Genomic DNA, 19444 nt, shown 5'->3' on the forward strand with positions numbered 1-19444 from the left:
ACGACCTCATGAGTGAAAACTTATGCGATCCATTGGCCCGCTCCTGATACCCGTACGCCTCATCATGCACGAGGGGCCCGAGGGTAGATTCGTGCGCAGAATGCGCCGATGCTCGCCTGGAGAGCCGCCTCTCCAACTCGACTTCAAATCCTGCGACACCCTTCCTAAGATTGGGCAGCAGCTTTCGAATGGGTCGAGAATCCCGGAACAGCAACCAAGAGTCCCGGAAAATCAATTGAGTCCCTTTGGGCCAGGGCGCAATAAAAAACTCGGTAGGGATTCCGGGAGGGTTTGACAATCCGCAGTTAAGTCATTGATATTCCGAAGCAGGGTTGACAATCACCGCACCCTTAACCCTTTGATATTATAGAATTAAGATCGGCTTCCTAAACCGAAGGTCGGAAGTTCGAGTCTTCCCGGGATCGCCAGTCTTTCGCGATGATCGCCGATGTCATGACGCCGTTCGCCGCGGCAGGCTCGTGTCGGGACAGAGCATCGAAGCGCCGCCGGAGATCGCCGGCCAGGATGTCAGCCCCCACCGAGATGCAGAAATTGTGCTCGCCCGGCAACTCGACGACCGCGAGGTCGGGGCTGAGCCGCCGCCATCTGCGCCCGTCGAATTCGGCTGCGTAATACACCACCGGCACGTCCAAAGGCCGGGGCCGGTAGCGGGCCATGAGAGGGGTGTAGATTTCGTTGAGGGCCGACGATGGAGCGTCGGAGGCGCCTCGCCCTTTGGCCATGAGGGCCGTTGATTTGGCCAGTCGCTGGCTCCAGGGCATCTTCGGCAGCTTCTCGTACCGGTTCATCTGCTCGTAGACCCATGCCAGACCGGCAGGCGGCGCGAGATGGTCGACCAGCGAGAGGGCGAGACGCATGGGCCCATGCGCGCTGGTGGTGGGGACATCGACCAATCCCACGAACTCGACTCTGTGGCCCGCCCGCGTCAACAGATGAGCCACTTCAAACGCCACCAATGCACCCTTGCATGAACCGATGATCCGGTACGGCCCGGCGGGTTGCCGCTCCAGGATCAGCCGCAGGCGCTCCTCCGCCATTGCCTCGATCGACCGGGGAGCAGGCCCGCCGCGCGAGCCATGGGGCTCGATCAGGACAACGGGTTGATCCGGCGGCAGCAGATGCACCAGTCGGCGGACCAGGAGGCTGCCCGTATCGAGATCGCCGTGGAGGAAGAAGAACAGAGGAGGCTGGTCGCCCTCGGCATTGAACACGGCGCAAGGACCTTCGGGGGCACTGATCTGCCGAGCCATCCTGGTCGCGAGGAGACGGATGGTTTCGCCCTGAAACAGGACCGAGGCTGGAAGCAGGAGGCCGATCGTTTTCTCGACCTCCAGCAACATCTCGACGGCCAGCAGAGAGTCGCCCCCGCGCTCGAAGAAATCGTCGTCGACCGTCAGGTCCTCCAGCTTGAGAACCCTGCGCCATATTCCCAGCAGCTCGCGTTCGAGCCACCGGATTCGTGCGCAGTCGGACGGGGCACCGGGGTCTTTGGATTCGTCCGGGCCCGCCGTGAGGAGATCCGCCAGCTGCCGGCGTTGAACCTTGCCGGTGATCCCCTTCGGCAGCTGTTCCAGGACCAGGATGATGCGCGGAATCTTGTAGGGCGTCAGCTTGTCTTCGAGGAACAGGCGAAGGTCCGACGGTTCGGCGGACGCGCCGGGACGGAGGACGACCGCCGCGGCGACATCCTCGCCGTAACGGGGATGAGGAGCCGCGAAGGCGGCCGCTTCCGCCACCGCCGGATGGCGCAGGAGCGCAAGATCGATCTCGACGGGTGAGACCTTCTCGCCTCCGCGATTGATCAGTTCCGTCAGACGCCCATGGAGGGAGAGAAAGCCGTCCTCGTCGATGCTGCCGAGATCGCCCGTTCGCAGCCAGCCGTCCACGAAAGCGGACCGGTTGAGCTCAGGATCGTCCAGATAGCCGGCGATCAGGGTAGGGCCGCGGACCCACACCTCACCCTGCTGGCCGTACGGCAGCGGAAGCCCCGCGTCGTCGACGATCGCCACGGTTCCAGGCCAGGGCACGCCACAGGTCCCCGGCTTGCTCGGACCCGGCGGCGGCAGATCGGCGGCGATCTGCGCGGCCTCGCTGGAGCCGTAATGCTCGAGGACAGGCACATTCAGGCTCGCCTGCAGTTCCTCGCGCACGGCCTGAGGGAGCGGCGAACCGCCCGAGGTGATGAACCGCAGGGCGTGCCTCGCGGCGATATCCGCGATCGTCCCGGCCTTGTCCAGCACGGCGCGGTGGAGCGTCGGACCTGCCGAGTACCAGGTCGGGCGCAGCGTCTCGAACCACTCGGTCAGATCGACCGCGGAGGGATCCGCCGGAAGCGCGATGCTCCCGCCGGTGAGCAGGGGCGTGAAGGCCGTCACCTTCAGGCCATGCGAGTAGAAGGGCGGCGACACGCTGAGGCAGCGGTCCTGGGGCGTCAGCCCGAACCAGGCCTGAAGCCGGGCCGCCGCCGCCAGCATGTTGGCGTGGCTGAACGGGATCAGCTTCTGGCGCCCGGTCGTTCCGGAGGTCTGCAGGATGAAGGCCGGGTCGTGGGGCGCGGGCTCGCCGTCAGGGGCGGGGGAGCGGGAATCAGGAACGTTCAGGTCCAGGCCGAGCCGGTCCCCCCCTTTGGGTGCAGCCTCGATGATGGCGAGGTCGCGCTGTTCGGCCGCCCGCCGCAGCTCGCGGTGGCTGCCTTGCAGGACCAGGAGGGCGTCCAACCGGAGCGCCCCAAGGCGTTGATCGAGCTCGGCGGTCGTCTGCCTTGGATCGAGGGGCACGGCCACGGCCGCACAGGCAATGGCCACGATGGCGAGGACCGCCTGCGGCCCGTTCGGCAACAGCACCCCGATCCGGGCACGGTGGGACAGTCCACCGCGACGCAGCCGGCTGCGGACATCATCGATCCGACCCTGCAGGTCGAGATAGCTCAAGGGTGCGAAACCGGGGGTGATCATGGCCGGATTCTGCGGCTGCAGGGCGGCAAGCCGGCCGATCACTTGGCCCAGGGTCAGTTGCGCCTCCGCGGCAGGCGCACCCTCCGGCGTCGACAGGGCGGAGGACGCCAGGGCGGCCTTCAGGATATGGTTCTCGCTCGTCACCGAGGCCGTCCTTCGGATGATATGCCAAGCACGCGGCTGATCACGGATAGGTGAAGAACGTCCTAGTGCGCGATTTTCTCCCGTGGATACTCCCAAAGAGATGATCTTCATCCCATAGGGCTGATGATCATCCCATAAAGGTGCCAATCGAGGTGTATATCCTCCGATTAAGTCTAAAGTTCCATTCGTTCCGGACTGAGCGGATGGAACTCGGGGCGGCCCGGTCACGAAGTCTTGGGCAGCGTTCTCAACGGAAAATCGATGCTGCAGACGACCCCCGTCGGCGCGTAGCAAAGGCGAACATCGCCGTTCAGTTCACGGGCCAGACCGCGCTCGAGAAGGCGGGTTCCGAAGCCGTTGCGAAGCGGGGGCGAGACGACAGGGCCGTCACGTTCCTCCCAGCGGATGGCAAGACGGGGACGGTCTCCGGACGGGCGCTCGGTCCAGGTGATCTCGACGCGCCCTCCGGGCTTGCTCAGGGCGCCGTGCTTGACGGCGTTGGTGCTGAGTTCGTGGAAGGCCATGGAAAGGCTGAGAGCGGTCTGGGGCGGCAGGCGGATGTCGGCCCCCGACAATCGGAAGGGGTCGCTGCCGGTCAGCCTCCCCTGATAGGGGGCGATCGCCTGCCTGAGAAGATCGACGAGGCTGACGGTATCCCAGTTCTCCCGCGTCAGGATGTCGTGAGCCCGCGCCAGCGCGAAGAGGCGCTCTTCGAAGGCGCTCTTTGCGGCGAGCGCCGTGCCTTCGTCCGATAGCCGGACCTCGCGGAGGCTTTGAGCGGCGAGCGACTGGACCGTCGCCAGGGTATTTTTGACCCGGTGGTTCAGCTCGTTGATCAGCAGACGCAGGTGCTCCTCGGCGCGGGTTCTCTCCGTCACGTCGTAGAACGTGCTCATGGCCAGGGTTTCGCTGCCGATGCCTTCGACCGGTGCGGAACTGACCACCAGGCTGATGGTCCGACCGTCCGCCCGGCGGTAGACGACCTCGTCCTGATCCACGCTTTCGCCGCGCAGGATGGTCCGGATGACGGAGGCCTGCTCTTTCCGGGGAGCCCCGCTGCGGCGCATCGCTTCGAATCTTGCCTCTCCCGGATCCTGAAGGAACGCCGCCCGCTGCCCAAGCAGATCGACGGCCATCGCGTTCTGGAAGAGAATGTCTCCCGTCGGAAGCCTTGCCAGGATCACTCCGACGGGCATGCGCTCCAGCAGTTTTCTGAGGCGCTCTTCGCTGGCTCTGACCGCATCCTCGGCGCGCCGATGCTCGGTCACGTCGATTTGCACCCCGTCCCAGATCACTTCGTCTTCGGATGAGAGGCGCGGGGCCCAGATGAGCCGGCACCAGCGGATTTCGCCGCTTCGCGCGTGACGGATCGCAATCTCGACATCCAGCGGCTGGAGGTCGCGCAAAGCCGCCATTTCGGCCGCCGCCAGCACGGGGACATATTCGGGCAGAACCAGCTTGTAGAGAAGGGATGGGTCTTTCATGACGTCGTCCGACGTCACGCCGTTCACCGGCCGGCAGCTGCGGGAGACATAGACGAACTTGCGCTGGGATCCGTCCCTGGAGCTCACGATCTGGTAGATCATCGTCAAGGGAATGTTGTCGGCCACCGCCATCAGCCTCGCTTCGCTCTCGCGAAGGGCGTCCTCCACGGCCTTGCGATCCGTAATGTCCAGGAGCACGCCGATCATCCGGACCGGAACGGCTTTTTCGAAGAGGATCTCCGCCCGCAGGAGGAACCATCTCCAGATGCCGTCCCCGCGGCAGAACCGGAACTCGGCATCGAAGTGCCTCTCGCCGCGGGAGACCGCTTCCTCGGCGATCGCACGGAGGCGTTCCCGGTCCTCGGGATGGTAGCGGTTCTGAAGCTCCTGGGGGGTGAGGTCCTGGTCCGGGCGAAATCCCAGGAGCATCCTGAGCTCCCGCGAGGGATGAAGAACCTTCCCCGGAACATCGTATTCCCAGACCGCGAGGCGGCCCGCATTGATGGCCAGCCGAAGCCGGGTCTCGCTTTTGCGCAGAGCCTCTTCCGTCCGGCTCTCGCCGGTCCTGTCCCTGAACTGGACTCCAAGGCCATCGCCGTAGCGAAACAGGCGGACCTCGCAGATCCTGTTCGGAAGCCGTGCCGATGCCGTCGTGAAGGTGGCGGGAACGCCCGTTTCCAGGACCTGCTCGCAGCGCGCCCTGAGATCGCCGCCATCGGTCCAGGGAACCGCGTCCCAGATCGTCGTTCCCAGCATCGCGTCGGGCGGTTTGCCGCAATAGGCCGCGGCGGCCCGGTTGACGTCGATGTAGCGCCAGCTGCGGTCGAGGGCGCAGAACGCATCGCCCATTCCCTCGAGGATGTCGGCCAGGCGTTTTTCAGCCGTGCCCGGCCCGAAATCCGCCCCGGGCAGGCCATGCGCCGCCGGTGCGGCGCCTTCCGGGCTTTCGCAGGAATTCAGGGGCACGGCCGATCCAGACGTCATTGCCATTCCGATGACGGGATTGCGCTCGAGGAAGCCATCGTCACTCCCGGTTCAGGGGGAATTCATTGTCTATATAACGATACAACGCTTCTGGCTATCGGGCGAAACCCTAAAGTGCTGTCGGGACACGAGGGAGCGGGGCCGGGCAACCGGGCGGGACACCCTGGAAACCGCGCTCCGGTCGCAGGCCGGGCTTCGGCGCCGAAGAGGAGCGGCGACCTCTCTTCAGCGGAGATGGAAGCGCAGAGGGACCGTGAAGGTGAACTGCTGCTGCGGCAGGGCATCCGGCGCCGCGGGAAGAGACGAGCCCGGACGCGCCGCCGCGAGGGCGGCTTCGTCGAGCACGGGGTGCCCCGCGCTGCGGACGAGGGCGGCGCCGAGGATCCGTCCCGAGCGATCCATGGAGAAACGCACGAGGGCTATCCCGGTCGTGCTCTGGCTGCGTGCCCGATCGGGATAGCGAAGGCGGTTGCGGAGGGAGGCTGCAACACTCGCGATATACCGGTTGAGCACGTTCGGATCCGCCGACGCGGCCGCCCCTTGCAGGTTCTCGCGCGAGGACGAGGCTTGCCCTCGGTGGGGATCCGCAGGCGGCGGGCTGTGCTCCGCCGTCACGCGGCGCGGCTTGGCCACGGGCTTGCGCTCGACCTCCCTGGGCGGCGGGGGCTTCACGGGTTGGGGCGCGGGTTTCTCTTCGACCGGCCGGGCGATGACGGCGTCTGCGGGATCGAGGGCCGGCACCGCCTCGGGCGCAAGGCTCTCCGCCGCAGGCACGGCCTCGACCTCCGTCGCCTCCGAGGGGGCGTCCTCGGTGACGTCCTCGGTGACGTCCTGGGTCATATCCTCGACGGGCAGCGCCTCGGCCCCGACCGGCTGGACCTCGGGCGCCGAGACCTCGGCCGGCGCAACCGACTCGACATTGTCCATGGCGGGGGCGAGATCGATGGTGATTTGCTGTTCGCCGGGCGGACTCACGGCCGCCTGCGACGGCCAGAGCGCCACCGCCAGCAGCGCCCCCGCATGGAGGGCGAGCGCCGTCAGAAACGCCAGGCCGACCCGGCCCGGCTCCTGCATCGATCCTGTGTTCTGCGCAAACATGGAGTGGCGACTGCTTAACGGTCGGACCCGCCGGGCGCCTGCGCGATCAGCGAGACCTTCTGAAAGCCCGCCGCATTGATCTGGCCCATGATTTCGACGATGCGCCCGTAAGGCACGGCTGTGTCCCCGCGCACCAGAACGACCTGCGCGGGATCGGCGCCGGCGAGCTCCCTCAGGCGCGGCATGACCGCCTCAGGGGCCAGCGGCTCCTTGTCGAGGAAGGGCTGGCCCAGGGCGTCGACGGTGACGACGACCGGCTGCTTCGGCTGCGAAACCTTCGGGGCGGCGGTCTTCGGCAGCTGCACGGGAACGCCGACCGTCATGAGGGGCGCCGCGACCATGAAGATGATGAGCAGCACGAGCATCACGTCGACCATGGGCGTGACGTTGATCTCGGACAGGGGGGCTGCGGTGAACTCGTCCCCGGAATCCGTCGTGCGGAGCGGTCCCAGGCCCATTATTCGGCGGCCTCCGACCGGAGGTGGAGCTTGCGGTCGCGGGCCAGACGGTCCCCGAGCGAGGCGATGCCCGCCGTGAAGGATTGCTGAAGGCGTCCGAGATCGGTGGTGAGCTTGTTGTAGGCGATCACGGCGGGGATCGCCGCCACGAGCCCGATGGCGGTGGCGAAGAGAGCTTCCGCGATGCCCGGAGCGACCACGGAGAGGCTCGTGTCCTGGCTCGACGCGATGGCCGAGAACGAATTCATGATGCCCCAGACCGTGCCGAACAGGCCGATGAAGGGAGCGGCCGAGCCGGTGGTGGCCAGAAAGGCAAGCCCCACCTGGAGCTGTCGAAGATCGACGGAGAGCGCCGCGCGCATGGCGCGCTCGATCCGCTCGCGGCGTTCCGCGCGGGTTTCCGAGGCGTCCTGGTCGCGCCACGCCTCATGGCCCGCCGCCACGATGCGGCCGCTGGTTCCGGGCATCTGCGGGTCGATTTTGCCGCCGGCGCGGGCCGATGTCTCGAAGGCGCGCGCCTGTCGGCGGATGGCCATGAAACGCAGGAGCTTGTCCAGGATGATGGTCCAGCAGCCCAGGGACGCCAGCGCGAGCAGGATCATGACCCCTTTGACGATGGGGTCCGCCTGCAGAAAGAGGCTCAGGAAAGAGAGGTCGTGCGAGGGGGCGGCGGCGATCTGATCCATGGCGCGATCCTCACTTGGCAAAGGTGACGGCTTCGATCTTCGAGGCCGTTTCGATGGCGGCCAGGCACTCCTCCCGCGAGGAGGCTGCACCGTCGCAGGCCACGACGTCGTTGAGGAGGACGCTCCCGATCCGCGGACAGCTCAAGCCCGGGAAGTCGAAGAGCTTCATGAGCTTCTTGCTGCCCGGCACGGGACCCACTTCCACGGCGAGCCGCTTGGCGGCGACGCCGTCCTTGTCGAGAGCGAAGAGATCGAGCTTGAGGGAGCGCCAGGATTCCTGCTGCCGGTTGTCGATCAGGAAATAGGCGCGGCAGTTTTCTCCGGCCGCTTCGATCTTGTTCAGCTCGACGCGCAGGGGCGTCGCGCCCTTCGAGGGTTCCTGGGCGACCGTCATGGGGCTGAAGCAGACGATCGCGGAGATGCAGGCCGCCCCCCTGATCGTCGACGTCACGGCATTCCGCCTGTTCCAGCGCATGGACATCATCTCCTTGGACCGGCAAGCATTTCGGATGCAGCGTCCAGTAAAGATGCCGAATGGAAAAACGCGTCGGCATCTTCGATCAATCGCAGGCCGTCCGATCGAGATCAGGCGGCGACAATCTGGAGATATCTGAAAGAAGATAAGAAGATCAAGGCTTTGAGAGTAAGTCAGATTTATTCTAAAAGAGCCTCTACTGCTTTGAGTTTCGAGCGGGAATGGCTTCTTTATAAATGTTTCAAAGTGTTTTTATTATCATCAAGGCCCGATCTGTTGTGCAAATGGCGGCATCCCGAAGTGGAATGGCCGCCCGCCGCCGAGCCGCGACGTTCTTTTATGGAGGAGGCCGCCGCGTGCCCGAGAGCACCGCCGGAACAGCGATGATCCATTACAGATCCGTAATGCGACCGTAAGCATGGCGTTGCCCCGGCACGCCTAGGCTCATGACGAGGCGGCGGCCGTCGAATCCCCGGCTCACATGCTGATGGGCCATGAGGGCTTTCATGAGGGCTTTCATGAGGGCTTCGGGGCCTCACGGGATTGGCGACCCGCAAAGCCACCCGGTCACCCGCCGGGACTTTGTTGAATTTTCGCGACTGCATCGAACCAAGTGGAGCCATGCCGATGATGATGGAACGGAGTTCGATCATGGACGAAGCCCAGCCTGTTGCGGCCCATGCCATCAGCGAGATCAAGGACGCGGTGCGCGAACTCAGGGATACGATGCCCGACAGTGTGCTGGCCAAACTTGCAGAGCAGAAGATCGAGAGGCTCGAACGGGATCGGTCGACGGATCGCGGCATCGGCGACGAGGGCATGGCCGGTCTTCGCAGGCTGTGAAACCCGTTCCGTCGTCCGATGCTCTCGCGACATCTCCGTCGGACCCTGCGCGCGCGCCTCGCCTGAAGGCCCCTCGGCGGATGCCGGCCAGCACTCACTCCCTCTCGTCGACGGGAGGGGTTCCGTAGGTGTGGAAGGATTCGACCGTCTTCATGCCCCAGGCCTGGCCCTTCTTCCGCTCTTCCTCCGTCCAGACGATCGGCTTCCAGTCCGGCGCGAGGATGAGGCGCGCGCCCGCGTTGCACACTTCGACGCGGTTGCCTCCCGGCTCGTAGACATACAGAAAGAACGTCTGCTGCACGGCATGCTTGTGCGGGCCGGATTCGATCGGGACGCCGGCCTCCAGGAAGATGTCGGCCGCTCTGAGGACGTCCTCGCGGCTGTCGAGGGCATAAGTGAGGTGGTGAAAGCGTCCCTTCGCTCCCGTATGGTCGCGGGTATACGCGAAATCGTAGCTCTTGTTGGTGACCGTCATCCACATGCCGGCCTCCGTGCCGTCATTCATGACGATCTGTTCGGTGAGGCGGCATCCCAGATACTTCTCGAAAAAGATGCGGTTCGCCCGGACGTCCGATGCAAGGCAGTTGAGGTGGTCGAGCCTGCGCACGTTGACGCCGCGGGCCGGGAAGCGCTGCGCCTGGTTCTTCAGGGCGGGCTTGAGCTCGGGCGGCGGGGCATACCATTCGGTCTCGTAATAGAGCTCGATCACGTGGCCGTCGGGATCCTGGCAGCGGAAAGCCGGCCCGTGGCCGAGATCGCCGTCCGTCCAGCCGATATCGTAGCCTGATCCTTTGAGGGCGGCGACCCGCCGCTCCAGCGCCTGCGGACTGCGCGTGCGGAAAGCCATGTGTCCCATGCCGGGCTTCTTCGCCGCCGTGAGCTTCAAGGTATGGCGCTCGTAATCGTCCCAGCCGCGAAGATAGACGGAATCACCCTGGCGGCCGCTCTCCGTCATTCCCATGACATCGACGAAGAAACGCAGGCTCTCGTCCAGCCTGGGCGTGAGCATTTCGAGATGGCTCAAATGGGCAAGATCGAGCACGGGTTCGGGCGGCATTCTCAATGTCCTTCTCAGGATGTCCTGTTGCGCGTTTCCTCCAAAATCGGGCGGGCGGGTCGAGAGCGGGAGAACGGCTCCTCAATCTCTCCAGACCCGATGTCGCCGTTTAGGGACACGCGATCGTCACGCGCCTCAGCCTGCCCGATGCCGCCGGATGCAACAAATGGCTTTTTTGGCATCGTCCGTGAATTCAATTCATGAGCACCCGGTCGCGACCGCAGGCGCCGTGCCTCACCCGAAAGTCCGGACGACGATCCTGCGGAATTCATCGGCGAGGGGGGACAGGGGAACTCCGCGTTTCGACACGATGCCGAGCTGGCGGGTCACGCTCGGATTTTTCAAGGGGACCAGCTTGAGGCCGCGCTCGTCGACCGTATCCATGGAGAGGCGCGGCACCACCGTCAATGCGACGCCTGTCCTGACCAGGGCGACGGCCGTTTGGATGTGCTGGACCTCGAAGCGCCAGCGCTGAGACTCGCGCCGGCTTCCCAGGGCGTCGTCGATGATGATCCTGTTGCCGGCCCGGGCGCTGATCCTGATCAAGGGCTCGTCGGCGATATCCGACCAGCTCAGGGAGGCGTGCGAGGCCAGGGGGTGGCCCTTGGGGCACACCAGCACGAAGGAATCCTTGATCAGCAGCTCGATGTCGAAGTCCCATCGATGGGCCGCCACCATGGTGATGCCGAATTCGACCGCGCCCGACTGGACGAGTTCGGCGATCTCCGAGGCGGAGTTGTCGTAGATGCGGACGAAGACATCCGGGTGCCGTTCCTGAAAACACTGCAGCGCCTGCGGCAGCCGCCCGGATGCGACCGTGGGAAGGCAGCCGATCGCGAGGGTCGCCTGGCGACTGCGTCCCGCCCGGCGGAGCTCGTCCAGCGAGCCCGCCAGGCCCTCGATGGTTTCCTTCACCCTGGGCAGGAGGGCGAGGCCGGCCTGGGTGAGCGAAACCTCCCGGGTCGTCCGGGACAGGAGCTTGACGCCGAGATCCTCCTCGAGCTTGCGGATGCGATGGCTGAGAGCCGTCTGCGACAGGTTCAGGTGCGCCGCCGCATGCTGAAAGCTGCCGCGCTCGGCGATGGCCACGAAAGCGTGAAGACCCAGAAAATCGATACGCATACCAAGCTCCGGCAGGGGCCGTTCTCATCGGGGGGCGATCGAGCCCGAAGGGCAGCATGAGTTATATTCATGAATCCTGCAAAATAAACCATTTGCTTCAGGTCGCGTTTGCTGGCGTGCTGATCGTGAAGCCACAACGCCATGAACCTGCGCGAAGACGCGGGGCGAGGTGGGAGGAGACTTTGCAATGACCGACAGCCCGAGCCCGTCCCGCGGGTCGATCCGTCCGGGCATGACGCGCCGCGGCGTCCTTCTGGGAGCGGCGGCCTGCGCCACGGCGGCTTTGCGCCCCGGGCGGGCTGCGGCTCAATCCTATCCGAGCCGCAACATCCTTCTGGTGGTTCCGTTCACACCCGGTGGATCGACCGATATCCTGGCCCGGCTTCTCGGGCAGAGGCTCGAGACCGCCTTGAACGTTCCGGTCGTCGTCGAATCCAGGCCCGGGGCGGGCGGCTCCGTCGGCGTGGGATCGGTGGCTCGCGCCGATGCCGACGGGCATACGCTCGTGATGGGCCATATCGGGACATTGGCCGTGAACCCGGCCCTTTATCCGAAGCTGCCATACGATCCTCTGAAGAGCTTCGAGCCGGTCAGCGGCATCGGGAACGTGCACAACATGCTCGTCGTCCATCCGGACGTTCCGGCCAGGACGCTTCAGGAGCTGGTCGACTATGCCAAGCAAAGGCCCGGAGCGCTGAATTATGCGTCGGGCGGTATCGGGAGCGCCGCCCATATCGCGATGGTGGCCTTTGCCGACCGCGCCGGCATCACGATGACCCACGTGCCCTATCGGGGCACCGCGCCGGCCGTGACGGACCTGCTCGGCGGGCGCGTGCAGCTCACCTTCACGGGAGCGCCCAATCTCGTCCAGCATGTGGAGGCCGGCACGATGCACGCCCTCGCGGTCTCCGGATCATCGCGTCTGAAGGCGGCTCCCACGGTCCCGACGGTCGCGGAATCGGGTTATCCCGGGTTCGAGGCGTCTCAGTGGTACGGGATCCTGGCGCCGGCCGGCACGCCGAAAGCCGTGATCGAGACGCTCAACGCCGAAATCCGGACCGCGATGGCGGCTCCCGAGATCGCTGAAAGATTGTCTCTTGAAGGCGCCGAAGTCTGGACCAATACTCCGCAGGAGTTCCGCGAGCACATCACGAAGGAAATGGCGCGCTGGGGGGATCTCGTAAAGCGAACGGGGATCAAGGTCGAATAGCCTGCAAAGGAGCGGGCCGGATAAGGAATGGCCGGGGGAGACCATGTCCCGACGGGACAGAAGGGTTTTGCGCCCGGCACTCCCCACCGGTTGCGGCATCTCGCGATGCAGCGGATTTTAAAAGAGAAGGCAGGAAATGCCGAAGAGGGAGAGAAGAACCATGCGACGTAGAACTGTTCTGAGCGCAGCGGGTGCCGCTCTGGCCATGCTGGCTCTCGGGGGCGCGGCTTCGGCCCAGGAGGCGACGAAGATCGGCCTGATCCTGCCGATGACGGGACCCTTCGCATCGACCGGCCGGCAGATCGAAGCCGCCGTGAAACTCTACATGCAGCAGAACGGCGACACGGTCGCGGGCAAGAAGGTCCAGCTCATCGTCAAGGACGACACGGGCGTGGCCGACGTGACCAAGCGCCTCGCGCAGGAGCTCATCGTCAACGACAAGGTCGGCGTGATCGCAGGGTTCGGTCTGACGCCTCTCGCCCTTGCGCCCGCGCCGCTCGCAACCCAGGCGAAGGTGCCCGCCGTCGTCATGGCGGCGGCCACCGCCACCATCACCGAGGCATCCCCCTACATCGTGCGCACCAGTTTCACGCTGCCCCAGGCCACCGTGCCGCTGGCGGAATGGGCTTCGGAAAACGGCATCAAGAAGGTCGTCACCCTGGTGTCCGATTACGGACCGGGGATCGATGCCGAGAAGGCGTTCTCCGGCGCCTTCTCGGCCAAGGGCGGTCAGGTCGAGAGCCTGCGCGTGCCGCTGGCCAATCCCGACTTCTCGCCCTTCCTGCAGAAGGTGGCCGACGCCAAGCCCGATGCGCTCTTCGTGTTCGTGCCCTCCGGCGTCGGCGCGCAGTTCATGAAGCAGTTCGTCGAGCGCGGGCTCGACAAGAGCGGCATCAGACTGATCGGCCCCGGCGACGTGACGGATGACGACATCCTCAACGGCATGGGGGATGTCGCGCTGGGCGCCATCACCACCCAGCATTACTCGACGGCGCATGACAGCCCGGAGAACAAGGCTTTCGTGGAGGCCTTCAAGAAGGCCAACAACGGCATGCGGCCGAACTTCATGGCGGTGGGCGGCTATGACGGCATGCACCTGATCTACGAGGGCCTGAAGAAGACCGGCGGGGCCGGCGGCGAAGCGCTGATCGGCGCCATGAAGGGCCTGAGCTGGACGAGCCCGCGCGGCCCGGTCGCGATCGATCCGCAGACCCGCGACATCGTCCAGAACATCTATGTGCGCAAGGTCGAGCGGGTGAACGGCGAGCTCTACAACGTCGAGTTCGCGACCATTCCGAACGTCAAGGACCCGGTGAAAGCCGCCAAGTCCAATTGATCGATGTCCAATTGATCGATGTCCAACTGATCGACGCAACGGACGGAGGCGCCGCCTCGGAGGCGGCGCTTCCGTCGGCATTTTCGGAGACCCCGTGCTCACCATCCTTTTCGACGGCATCGCCTACGGCATGCTGCTCTTCGTCCTGGCCTGCGGGCTGGCCGTGACCCTCGGGCTGATGAACTTCGTCAATCTCGCCCACGGGGCCTTCGCCATGGCGGGCGGCTACGTGACCGCCGTCCTGATGAACCGCTACGGCGTGCCGTTCCTGGCGACGCTGCCGCTCGCCTTCATCGTCCCGGCCCTTGCAGGGCTCGTGCTCGAGCGCACCCTCTACAGGCAGCTCTATGCCCGCAGCCATCTCGACCAGGTGCTGTTCTCGATCGGCCTGGTCTTCATGGCGGTGGCCGCAATCGATTACGCCATGGGGTCTCAGCAGCAGCTGATTCAGCTGCCCTCCTGGCTGCAGGGGCGCGTCGAGCTGTTCGGCATTCAGGTCGGGCTCTATCGCAGTTTCATCATCGCGGTCTGCGGGATCCTCGTCGTCGCGCTGCAGCTCGTTCTGACCAGAACGCGCTTCGGCAGCCGCCTCAGGGCCGCCGTCGACGATCCGCGGGTGGCCCGCGGGCTCGGGATCAATGTGAGCCTGATCTTCGCCGCGACCTTCGCGGTCGGCTCGGGGCTCGCGGGGCTCGGCGGCGCGCTCGGTGCGGAAATCCTGGGTCTCGATCCGACCTTCCCGCTGAAATTCATGATCTACTTCCTGATCGTCGTCACGGTGGGCGGAACGACGAGCATCACCGGTCCGTTCCTGGCCTCTCTCATTCTCGGCATCGCCGACGTGGCGGGCAAGTATTACGTCCCGAGCCTGGGGGCATTCGTCATTTATACGCTCATGATCGTCGTTCTCATTCTTCGACCGCAAGGACTCTTCGCCCGTGCACGCTGATCCGACTGCAAAGGCCGCACCATCGTCGACCACGGCCGATTTCGTCCGCAGGAGCCTGGTCCGGAAAGGTCGTTGGGGCGTTGCCGAGATCGCCTTCTGGGCCGTCGCGGCCGCGACCCTGTTCTTCCTGCCCGAACGCCATCTCATCCTCAACGAGATCGCCATCATCGGCTTGTTCGCGGTCTCCCTCGATCTGATTCTGGGATACGCGGGAATCGTGTCCCTGGGCCACGCGGCCTTTTTCGGACTGGGCGCCTATGCGGCCGGCATCGTGGCGAAGCACGGCTGGACCGATCCGCTGCTGGGACTGGCGATCGCCGCGGTCGCGGCCGCGTTTCTGGGCTTCGTCACGAGCTTTCTCGTGCTGCGCGGAACCGACCTCACGAAGCTCATGGTGACGCTCGGCGTCGCGCTTTTGCTCGGAGAGGTCGCCAACCAGGCCTCCTGGCTGACCGGCGGCGCCGACGGTCTCCAGGGCATCACGATGGGACCGGTTCTCGGCCGGTTCGAGTTCGACATCTTCGGAACGACGGCCTATGCCTACAGCCTCACGGTGCTCTTCGTGCTCTTCGTGGTCGCGCGGCGCATCGTCGTTTCGCCGTTCGGGCTTTCCCTTCGCTCGATCCGCGACAACCCGCTTCGCGCCCGCGCGGTCGGCATTCCGGTCAATCATCGGCTCGTGGCGGTCTACACGCTCGCGGCGGCCTATGCGGGCGTCGCCGGGGGGCTCCTGGCGCAGACCACTCAGTTCGTGTCGCTGGACGTGCTCGCCTTCCACCGCTCCGCCGATATCATGCTCGTTCTGGTGATCGGCGGCGTCGGGTATCTGTACGGCGGGCTTCTCGGCGCCATCGGGTTCAAGGTCCTGCAGGACATCCTCTCCGCCTGGACGCCGCAATATTGGCAGTTCTGGATCGGGCTGATCCTGGTGGTGCTCGTGCTCGTGGGACGCGAGCGGCTGGCGGGCTCGATCAAGTCTCTGCGGCCGAGGGTGCAACCTGCCGAGCAGGCGCAGGCCCTGCCGGCCACGACGGCGGGGGAGGTGTGACATGGCGGTCGCTCTCGAAACCCGAGGCCTCGTGAAACGCTTCGGCGGCCTCCTGGCCACCGACAACGTCACGTTCCGGCTGGAGCAGGGCGCGCGCCATGCTCTCATCGGCCCGAACGGGGCGGGCAAGACGACCTTCATCAATCTTCTCACGGGAGTGCTGACGCCGACCTCGGGGCAGATCCTGCTGGCGGGATCCGACATCACGCGCATGCGGCCCGAGCGCCGGGTCCGGCAGGGCCTGGCCCGCACGTTCCAGATCAACCAGCTCTTTCCGGCGATGACGCCGCTGGAGACCATCGGTCTCGCCGTGTCGGAGCGCATGGGAGGAGGGCGCGACTGGTGGCGCGTCACGGGCAGCAATCGCGCGATCGTGGATGAGATCGCCGAGATCGCCCAGCGCTTCCGTCTGACCGACGTGCTCGACGAGCGCACGTCGAACCTGGCCTATGGCAAGCAGCGCCTTCTCGAAATCGCCGTCGCCTTTGCGTGCCGCCCGCGGGTGCTGCTTCTCGACGAGCCCGCGGCCGGCGTGCCGGAGGCGGAGCGCCAGGAACTGCTCGCCACCGTGGCTGCCCTGCCGCGCGACGTCTCCGTGCTTCTCATCGAACACGACATGGACCTCGTCTTCAGTTTCGCCGACCGGATCTCCGTTCTCGTCAACGGGGCGCTCTTTACCGAAGGCACCGTCGAGGAAGTCTCGTCCGATCCGCGCGTGCGCGCGGTCTATCTCGGAGAAAGCGTCGATGAGTGACCTTCTCAATCTGCAGCAGGTGTCGGCGGGCTATGGCGAGGCCATCGTCATCACGACGATCGATCTGCGCCTGCAACCCGGCGAATCCCTCGCGGTCCTGGGGCGCAACGGAACCGGCAAGACCACCCTGCTCAACACCATCATCGGCGTGACGCGCCACCGGGGCGGCACCATCGCGCTGGCGGGCCGGAATGTGACGGGCCTGCGTCCGGACATGCGGGCGCTCGCGGGCATCGGCTGGGTGCCGCAGGAGCGCAACATCTTCAAGTCGCTGACCGTCGAGGAGAATCTGACCGCCGTGGCCCGCCCCGGCCTCTGGACGGTGCCCCGCGTCTACGAGATGTTCCCGCGACTGAAGGAGCGCCGCGCCAATATGGGAAACCAGCTCTCGGGGGGCGAGCAGCAGATGCTGGCGATCGCGCGGGCGCTCGTCCTGAACCCGAAACTCCTGCTGCTCGACGAACCCACGGAAGGGCTTGCTCCGATCATCGTCGACGAATTGCTGGCGGCTCTCAAACGCATCATTCAGCACGAAGGCATGTCGGCCATCGTGGTGGAGCAGCATGCCCAGAAAGTCCTAGGCGTGACCGATAGCGCCGTCATCCTCGATCGCGGTACGATCGTTCATGCCGGATCGAGTCGAACCCTGATCGAGAATCCCGCGCCCCTCGAACAGCACCTTGGGGTCACGGCCCGGAAGACGCCGCGCCGGGCCGCCAGTCACTGAACAACACCACCGGAGGACATGTCCATGCAGCGCACCCAACCACCTTTTCGAGCCGATATGGTCGGCAGCCTTCTGCGGACGGGGGCGCTGAAGGATGCGCGGCACCGGCACCATGAAGGGCAGCTTTCGGATGAGGGCCTGAAGGAGGTCGAGGATCAGGAGATCCGCAAGATCATCAAGCGCCAGGAAGAGATCGGTCTTCAAGCCGTCACGGACGGCGAGTTCCGCCGGGCCTTCTGGCATTTCGACTTCCTGGAGCATCTCGACGGCGTGACCTCGATCGAGGCCGATTCCGGCATGAACTTCAAGGGGGGCGTCGGCATCACCAAGGCCCTGCGGGTGACCGGCAAGGTGGGCTTCTCCAGCCATCCGATGATCGACCATTTCCGCTTCGTGAAGGACAACACGAGCCGCGTCGCCAAGATGACGATCCCCGGCCCGAGCATGCTCCATTATCGCGGCGGCCGGAAGATGATGAATGTCGGGGTCTATCCGGAGATGGACTCGTTCTACGCCGATGTGGGCGCGGCCTACAACAAGGCCGTGCACGCCTTCTACGACGCGGACTGCCGCTATCTTCAGTTCGACGACATCTCGTTCGCCTATCTGTGCGATCCCGATCAGCGCGAGATGCTGCGCCAGCGCGGCGACGATCCGGAAAGGCAGCCGGACATCTATGCCGGCATGGTGCGGGAGGCCCTCAAGGACAAGCCCGAGGATCTCACGATCACCATGCATCTGTGCCGGGGCAATTTCCGTTCCACCTTCATCGCCTCGGGCGGCTACGAGCCCGTGGCCGAGACGCTGTTCAACGCCATGCCGGTCGACGGCTACTTCATGGAGTGGGACACGGATCGGGCGGGCGGTTTCGAGCCCCTGCGCTTCCTGCCCAAGGGCAAGACCGTGGTTCTCGGTCTCGTCACGTCCAAGACGGGCACGCTGGAGAGCAAGGACGACATCAAGCGCCGGATCGACGAGGCCGCGAAATATGTCGGTCTCGACCAGCTCTGCCTTTCGCCGCAATGCGGCTTCGCCTCGACCGAGGAGGGCAATGTCCTCGCGGAGGACGAACAATGGGCGAAGCTGCGCATGATCGTGGAGATCGCCCAGGAGGTCTGGGGATAAGGGTTCCGGTCCTGCCTTGCAGCGCGGGTGCCGCCTGCAAGGCAGGGGTCTTGACGATTCCCTTCCCCACCGCGCCGCTCAGGGCTTCATCTGTGCCACGGCGGCCTTCGCATCGTCGAGATCCGGCGCGTCGATGTGGCGGTAGCGGGCCTGCACCAGGCCGTAGAGCCCGAAGGCGAAAAGGCCGATCGCCGTGAGCGCCAGAAGGATCCAGCCATAGGGCTGGCGCTGCAGCGTCTTGAGGGCGCCTCCAAGGCCGTGGACTTCCGCGGACGAATGATTGAGAGCGGCCAGGATCAGGAACCCGCCGACGATCACGAAGACGACGCCGCGGGCGGCAAAGCCCATGCGCCCGAGGAAGGCGATCCAGCTCTTCCTGTCGGGCGGCAGGACAAGGTAGGCGGCAACGTCGCCGCGCCACGCCTTCCAGGCGAAGCCGAGCCCGGTCGCCGCGATGCCGATCCCGATGAGCCCCACGAGCCAGGGGCCGAGGGGCTTGCTCATGAGCCAGACGGTCCAGTCCTGGGCGGATTGGTCTTCACCGCCGCCGGAGCCTTGGCCAACGGAGCCTTGGCCAACGGAGCCTTGGCCAAGCGCAAGGTTCAGGGCGGAGAGCGCAAGCCCGGCATAGATCGCGCCGCTGATCAGGTGCCCGGCTCTGATCGCCCAGCCTTTCATGTCGGATCCGCGGCGGTCGGCGTCGGTGAGGGGCTCCACCACGCGCCAGGTGCAGAATCCGAAGAGGCCGATCGCGATCAGAAACAGCCAGACCTGCCCGAAGGGCTGCGCGAGCAGCGCCTGCAAGGCGGACCGGCTGCCTCCGGCCTGACCGCCGGAGCCGAAGGCCGCGAGAAGGGCAAGGCCACCGACGAGCCCGTAAACCACTCCGCGCGCGCCATAGCCGAACCGGGCCAATGTCTCGAGGGGGTTGAACGTGGGGTCAGGCATCACAGGCGGCTCCGCTTCCAT

General features: G+C 65.5%; 17 protein-coding genes. 8 read left to right on the plus strand and 9 right to left on the minus strand.

All coding sequences use genetic code 11. The features are described 5' to 3' along the window. Positions 1-386: 386 nt before the first annotated feature. The 6 genes from RE429_RS02970 to RE429_RS02995 all read right to left on the minus strand — a co-directional run bounded on the left by RE429_RS02970 (position 387) and on the right by RE429_RS02995 (position 8304). Positions 387-3119: an AMP-binding protein gene (locus RE429_RS02970; protein ID WP_414472895.1), complete on the minus strand. Its 2733-nt coding sequence runs from the start codon at positions 3117-3119 to the stop codon at positions 387-389. Between the two features lie 224 nt (positions 3120-3343). Next, positions 3344-5569, minus strand: a complete 2226-nt coding sequence (locus RE429_RS02975) for a PAS domain S-box protein (RefSeq protein ID WP_414472896.1) — start codon at positions 5567-5569, stop codon at positions 3344-3346. Positions 5570-5812: 243 nt separating this feature from the next. Then, positions 5813-6685 (minus strand): TonB family protein, encoded by an 873-nt coding sequence (locus RE429_RS02980; RefSeq protein ID WP_414472897.1) that lies wholly within the window; start codon positions 6683-6685, stop codon positions 5813-5815. A gap of 14 nt (positions 6686-6699) precedes the next feature. Further along, positions 6700-7143 (minus strand): ExbD/TolR family protein, encoded by a 444-nt coding sequence (locus tag RE429_RS02985; protein ID WP_414472898.1) that lies wholly within the window; start codon positions 7141-7143, stop codon positions 6700-6702. Then, positions 7143-7829: a MotA/TolQ/ExbB proton channel family protein gene (locus RE429_RS02990; protein ID WP_414472899.1), complete on the minus strand. Its 687-nt coding sequence runs from the start codon at positions 7827-7829 to the stop codon at positions 7143-7145. The genes RE429_RS02985 and RE429_RS02990 overlap by 1 nt, the downstream gene beginning before the upstream one ends. Positions 7830-7839: 10 nt before the next feature. Further along, positions 7840-8304, minus strand: a complete 465-nt coding sequence (locus tag RE429_RS02995; RefSeq protein ID WP_414472900.1) for a Tat pathway signal protein — start codon at positions 8302-8304, stop codon at positions 7840-7842. A 651-nt stretch (positions 8305-8955) separates the two neighbouring features. Between RE429_RS02995 and RE429_RS03000 the strand changes: the two genes are divergently transcribed. Beyond that, positions 8956-9147, plus strand: a complete 192-nt coding sequence (locus tag RE429_RS03000) for a hypothetical protein (protein ID WP_414472901.1) — start codon at positions 8956-8958, stop codon at positions 9145-9147. Between the two features lie 94 nt (positions 9148-9241). Here RE429_RS03000 and RE429_RS03005 read toward each other — a convergent pair whose 3' ends face one another. Then, positions 9242-10204, minus strand: a complete 963-nt coding sequence (locus RE429_RS03005; protein ID WP_414472902.1) for a catechol 2,3-dioxygenase — start codon at positions 10202-10204, stop codon at positions 9242-9244. A gap of 234 nt (positions 10205-10438) precedes the next feature. After that, positions 10439-11326, minus strand: a complete 888-nt coding sequence (locus RE429_RS03010) for a LysR family transcriptional regulator (protein WP_414472903.1) — start codon at positions 11324-11326, stop codon at positions 10439-10441. A 187-nt stretch (positions 11327-11513) separates the two neighbouring features. Here RE429_RS03010 and RE429_RS03015 point away from each other — a divergent pair, with 187 nt between their 5' ends. The 7 genes from RE429_RS03015 to RE429_RS03045 all read left to right on the plus strand — a co-directional run bounded on the left by RE429_RS03015 (position 11514) and on the right by RE429_RS03045 (position 18475). Beyond that, positions 11514-12536 carry a Bug family tripartite tricarboxylate transporter substrate binding protein gene (locus RE429_RS03015; protein ID WP_414472904.1) on the plus strand — a complete coding sequence of 341 codons (1023 nt, stop codon included), beginning with the start codon at positions 11514-11516 and terminating at the stop codon, positions 12534-12536. 160 nt (positions 12537-12696) lie between these two features. Beyond that, a complete protein-coding gene (locus RE429_RS03020; protein WP_414472905.1) occupies positions 12697-13872 on the plus strand; it encodes an ABC transporter substrate-binding protein in 1176 nt (391 codons plus the stop codon). Positions 13873-13966: 94 nt separating this feature from the next. Next, positions 13967-14821, plus strand: coding sequence for a branched-chain amino acid ABC transporter permease (locus RE429_RS03025; protein ID WP_414472906.1), 855 nt, complete (start codon positions 13967-13969; stop codon positions 14819-14821). Next, a complete protein-coding gene (locus RE429_RS03030) occupies positions 14811-15869 on the plus strand; it encodes a branched-chain amino acid ABC transporter permease (protein ID WP_414472907.1) in 1059 nt (352 codons plus the stop codon). The genes RE429_RS03025 and RE429_RS03030 overlap by 11 nt, the downstream gene beginning before the upstream one ends. Position 15870: 1 nt before the next feature. After that, positions 15871-16623, plus strand: coding sequence for an ABC transporter ATP-binding protein (locus tag RE429_RS03035; protein WP_414472908.1), 753 nt, complete (start codon positions 15871-15873; stop codon positions 16621-16623). Continuing rightward, positions 16616-17350: an ABC transporter ATP-binding protein gene (locus RE429_RS03040; RefSeq protein WP_414472909.1), complete on the plus strand. Its 735-nt coding sequence runs from the start codon at positions 16616-16618 to the stop codon at positions 17348-17350. Before RE429_RS03035 ends, RE429_RS03040 begins: the two co-directional genes overlap by 8 nt. Before the next feature lie 24 nt (positions 17351-17374). After that, the gene (locus RE429_RS03045; RefSeq protein ID WP_414472910.1) at positions 17375-18475 is read left to right on the plus strand and encodes a 5-methyltetrahydropteroyltriglutamate--homocysteine S-methyltransferase; all 1101 of its coding nucleotides are present in this window, start codon (positions 17375-17377) and stop codon (positions 18473-18475) included. A gap of 78 nt (positions 18476-18553) precedes the next feature. Here RE429_RS03045 and RE429_RS03050 read toward each other — a convergent pair whose 3' ends face one another. Beyond that, positions 18554-19423 (minus strand): DUF1206 domain-containing protein, encoded by an 870-nt coding sequence (locus tag RE429_RS03050; protein WP_414472911.1) that lies wholly within the window; start codon positions 19421-19423, stop codon positions 18554-18556. Positions 19424-19444 lie beyond the last annotated feature (21 nt).

The sequence above is a fragment of the Microvirga sp. M2 genome, from assembly GCF_047497095.1.
Classification (GTDB): domain Bacteria; phylum Pseudomonadota; class Alphaproteobacteria; order Rhizobiales; family Beijerinckiaceae; genus Microvirga.